Source organism: Streptomyces sp. HSW2009 (assembly GCF_040240285.1).
GTDB lineage: Bacteria > Actinomycetota > Actinomycetes > Streptomycetales > Streptomycetaceae > Streptomyces.
Map to the genome: position 1 here is coordinate 1 of NZ_JBEHZD010000563.1, position 4787 is coordinate 4787.

Consider the following 4787-nt stretch of genomic DNA (forward strand, 5'->3'; position numbering starts at 1 on the left):
GGCGCCCGGGCCGTCCTTGACTTGAAGATTGGTTCAACTCCTACGTTCGGTGCTGTCGGGACGCCGCGGCGGCCGGGGGGGGGGGGGCGCCCCCCCCCCCCCACCGCTTGACGTTGTGGTGGGTGGCCCTGGCGGGTGCGTGAGGGCCTGGGTGAAGCCGATGTGGGCTGGGTGCGTGGGGGCCTGTGCGGGTCGGTACGCGTTGGGTGCGGACGGGAAGGTGTACGGGCCACGGGCCACGGGTCGCGGCCCGTGGCCGTGCGCGTCACCCCGCCCGTACGGGCCGTCTGGCCGCACCGATCGCCCCGAATGTCACACCCGCCCCGTCTCCGCGACACGGCCGCCCGCTGTGAGCCGCCGTCATCCGGTCACGCCCGAGCGGAAGCTGAGGCTCCGTCCATGGGGCCGGGGCCCCGTGCGGCGGGGCCCGCACTCCAACCTGTGAGAGGCCCGTCACCTGGGGCAGGCCGAGGGTGCATGTTAAGTTAGGGTTACCTAAGTAAGGTCATGTCTGAGTAGGTCTAGGGGGGTAACTACCGTGCAGCAGCCCGAACTTTCCGGCCGGATCGCGCTGGTCACCGGCGCCGGTCAGGGCATAGGCGAGGCGGTGGCCCGGATGCTCGCCGACCAGGGCGCCAAGGTCGCCGCCGTGGACCGCAACGCCGAAGGCGTCACGGCGCTCGCGAAGGACTACGGCGCCGGCATCGAGGCGCACACCGCCGACGTCACCGACAGCGCCGCCGTGGAATCCCTGGTGGCGACCGTCGAGGAGACCACCGGGCCGATCGACGTCCTGGTCAACGTCGCCGGGGTGCTGCGGCCCGCACCGGTGGCCGAACTGACCGACCAGGACTGGGACGAGACCTTCGCGGTCAACACCACCGGCGTCTTCCACACCTGCCGCGCCGTCACCCGCCGGATGAGCGAACGCCGCCGCGGCAGCGTGGTCACCGTCGGCTCCAACGCGGCTGGCGTGCCGCGTACCAGCATGGCCGCCTACGCCGCCTCCAAGGCCGCCGCCACCATGTTCACCAAGTGCCTCGGCCTGGAACTCGCCCGCAGCGGCGTGCGCTGCAACGTCGTCTCGCCCGGGTCGACCGACACCGCCATGCAGCGGCAGTTGTGGACCGACCCGCAGGCCCCGCTGCGCGTCATCGACGGCGACCCCGCCAGCTACCGGGTGGGCATCCCGCTCGGCCGCATCGCCGAACCGGCCGACATCGCCGAGGCCGTCGCCTTCCTGGTCTCCGACCGCGCCCGCCACATCACCATGCACGACCTGTACGTGGACGGCGGCGCCACCCTGCGCGCCTGAGCGCACCGGCGGCGGCCCAACGACGCGCCCCGCCCATCGAAGCGTCCCGGCCCACCGGCGGACGCGCCCCCACCCCCCGGCTGGCCGGCCCGCCCCCTCGAGCGGCGGCCAGGCCCGCCGAGGCCCCGGCCCCTCGCGGCCGGCGGCCGCCCCACGACACCCCGACCGGTGCCACCGCACCGAAGGAATGGAGTAGCAGGTGACGACGACACACGAGGTCGCCGAGCGCCCGATATCCGCCCCGCCCGCGCCGGGTTCCACCTCGGGGCCGAGCGGAGCGCACGGCGCGAACCCGGCCGCACCCGCCACCGCGGGACAGCAGGCCACCGACGCGGCCGAGACCGCCGAAGGCGCCGAGGCCGCTGCGCTCGCTGCGACTGCTGAGCCCGCTGCGACTGCCGCTGCGCCCGCCGCGGCCGGCCAGGCCCGCGCCCCGCAGCGCCCCGAGCGCACCGACCGCATCCACGCCGCCGCGGTCGGCTCGGCCACCGCCCTGCTGGACGCCTACGCAGCCGGCGACGCACGCTTCTTCGCCTCACCCACCCGCACCCTGCTCGCCCATGGCGTACGCGCCGAGGTCCCGCACGACGCCCGCCCGCTGCCCGAACGGGTCGCCGAGACGCTGGCCGGACAGCCGACGTTGGACGGGCGGCCCCCGCTGGTCGTCGGCGCCGTCGCCTTCGACCAGGACGCGCCCGCCGCCCTCGCCGTCCCCGAGACGGTCCGCTGGGCCCCGCCGCTGGCCCAGGACCCGCTGATCGCGCTGCCCGTCGCCAGGCCCGAGCCCACCGGCTGGTCGGTCCGCCCGGTCCCCGAGCCGGCCGCGTACGGCGCCGCCGTCGCCGCAGCCGTCGCCCGCATGCAGCGCGGCGAGTTCGGCAAGGTCGTGCTCGCCCGCACGCTGGAGCTGACCGCGCCCACCGACCTCGACCTGCCGGCCATGGTGCAGCAACTGGCCCGCCGCGACCCCGGCGGCTACACCTTCGCGCTGCCGACCGGCGCCGGCCGCACCCTCCTCGGCGCCAGCCCCGAACTCCTGGTCACCCGGCGCGGCGGCCAGTTGGTCGCCAACCCGCTCGCCGGCTCCACACCGCGCAGCGCCGACCTCGCCGAGGACGTCCGCCGGGCCGCCGCCCTCCTGGAGTCGGCCAAGGACCTGCACGAGCACGCCATGGTCGTGGCGGCCGTACGCGATGGCCTCGCCCCGTTCTGCACCACGCTGGAGGTGCCCGAGCGGCCGACCCTGGTGCGCACCGCCGCCATGTGGCACCTGTCCACCACCGTCACCGGTGACCTCGCCGTACGGGACGGACGCACCGCCACCGCCCTGGAACTCGCCTGCGCGCTCCACCCGACCCCGGCCGTCTGCGGCACCCCCACCGGCCTGGCCCGCGAGGTCATCCGCGAGCTCGAACCGTTTGACCGCGGTCTTTATACGGGCATGGTGGGCTGGGAAGATGCCAGTGGGGACGGCGAATGGGTCGTCACCATCCGCTGTGCCGAAGCAGAGCAGCGCACGCTTCGGCTGTACGCCGGCGCCGGCGTCGTCGCGGCCTCCCCGCCGGCGGCCGAGACGGCGGAGACCGGCGCCAAGTTCCAGACGTTCCTGCACGCGGTGGGGGTTGACCAGTGAGCACGCCGACCTGGCCGAGCGAGTTCGCCGAGCGGTACCGGGCCGCCGGCTGGTGGCGCGGTGAAACGTTCGGGCAGATGCTGCGCGAGCGCGCGGCCAAGCACCCGGACCGGATCGCCGTCATCGACCCGGCGCCCGCACCCGGCGCGCCCGACGGCCGCCGCGTCAGCTACGGGCAGCTCGACGCCCGCGCCGACCAACTCGCCGCCGGGCTGCTGGCCCGCGGCATCGGCAAGGGCGACCGGGTGGTGCTGCAACTGCCCAACGTCGCCGAGTTCTTCGACGTGATGTTCGCCCTGTTCCGCATCGGCGCCCTGCCCGTCTTCGCGCTGCCCGCGCACCGCGAGAGCGAGGTGCGCTACTTCTGCGAGTTCACCGAGGCCGCCGCGTACGTCATCCCGGCCGTGCACGGCGGGTTCGACTACCGCGAACTGGCCAGCACGGTGCGGGCCCAGGTGCCCACGCTGCGGCACGTCTTCGTGGCGGGCGCGCGGGGCGAGGCCGGCGCGCACACCCCGCTGGACGAACTGGCCGCCGAGCCCGGCCCGATCGCCGACCCGCCGGCCCCATCCGACCTGGCGTTCCTGCAACTCTCCGGCGGCAGCACGGGCGTGCCCAAGCTGATCCCGCGCACCCACGACGACTACCTGTACTCGCTGTGGGGCTCCAACGAGATCTGCGCCGTCGACGAGGACAGCGTCTACCTGTGCGCGCTGCCCGCCGCGCACAACTTCCCGCTCAGCTCGCCCGGCACACTCGGCGCGCTGTACGCCGGGGCCCGCATCGTGCTCGCCCCGCAGCCCAGCCCCGACGTGGCCTTCCCGCTGATCGAACGGGAACGGGTCACCCTCACCGGCCTGGTCCCGCCGCTCGCCCTCGCCTGGATCGAGGCGGCCGGGCGCGGCGAGTACGACCTCTCCAGCCTCCAGGTGCTCCTGGTCGGCGGCGCCAAGTTCAGCGAGGAGGCGGCCCGCCGGGTCCGCCCGGCCCTCGGCTGCACCCTCCAGCAGGTCTTCGGGATGGCGGAAGGGCTGGTCAACTACACCCGCCTGGACGACGACGAGGAGACCATCGTCACCACCCAGGGCCGCCCCATCTCGCCCGACGACGAGATCCGGGTGGTGGACGACGCCGACCAGGACCTGCCCGTCGGCGCCACCGGCCACCTGCTCACCCGCGGCCCGTACACCATCCGCGGCTACTGGCGGGCCCCCGAGCACAACGCGACCGCCTTCACCGCCGACGGCTTCTACCGCACCGGCGACGTGGTCCGGCTCACCGAACACGGCTACCTGGTCGTCGAGGGCCGGGCCAAGGACCAGATCAACCGGGGCGGCGAGAAGGTCGCGGCCGAGGAGATCGAGAACCACATCCTGGCCCACCCGGCCGTGCACGACGTGGCCGTGGTCTCCATGCCCGACGCCTACCTCGGCGAGCGGACCTGCGCGTACATCGTGCCGCGGGCCGGTGCCGAGCCGGTGCGCCCGATCGCCATCAAGAAGTTCGTCCGCGAGCGTGGGCTGGCCGCGTACAAGGTGCCCGACCGGGTCGAGTTCGTCGACGCCTTCCCGCACACCGGGGTCGGCAAGGTCAGCAAGAAGGACCTGCGCGCCGCGATCGCCGCCCAACTCGCCGCCCGCGAGGCCGAGGCCGCGACCGCCGCGCCGGCGGCCCCCGCAACACCGGCAACACCGGCAACTCCCGCAACACCGGCGGCCCCGGCCGCCGGGCCGCCGGCCCCGCCGCCGGCCCCCGGCCGCCCCCCCCCCCCGGCCCCCCCCCCGCCCCCCGGGGCCCCCCCCCCACAGCCCCCCCCCCCCCCCCCCCCCCCCCCCCCCC

Annotated in this window: 3 protein-coding genes; all 3 read left to right on the forward strand. The window is 75.4% G+C overall.

All coding sequences use genetic code 11. The annotated features are described in order from the left end of the window. The first annotated feature begins 538 nt into the window (after nt 1-538). Nucleotides 539-1315 carry a 2,3-dihydro-2,3-dihydroxybenzoate dehydrogenase gene (locus AAHZ94_RS28585; RefSeq protein ID WP_349996478.1) on the forward strand — a complete coding sequence of 259 codons (777 nt, stop codon included), beginning with the start codon at nt 539-541 and terminating at the stop codon, nt 1313-1315. A gap of 460 nt (nt 1316-1775) precedes the next feature. Beyond that, entirely contained in the window at nt 1776-2948 is a 1173-nt protein-coding gene (locus tag AAHZ94_RS28590) for an isochorismate synthase (RefSeq protein ID WP_349996481.1), read from the forward strand. Further along, the coding region (locus AAHZ94_RS28595; protein ID WP_349996480.1) for a (2,3-dihydroxybenzoyl)adenylate synthase at nt 2945-4787 on the forward strand (1843 nt) is incomplete at its 3' end. The genes AAHZ94_RS28590 and AAHZ94_RS28595, both read left to right, overlap by 4 nt.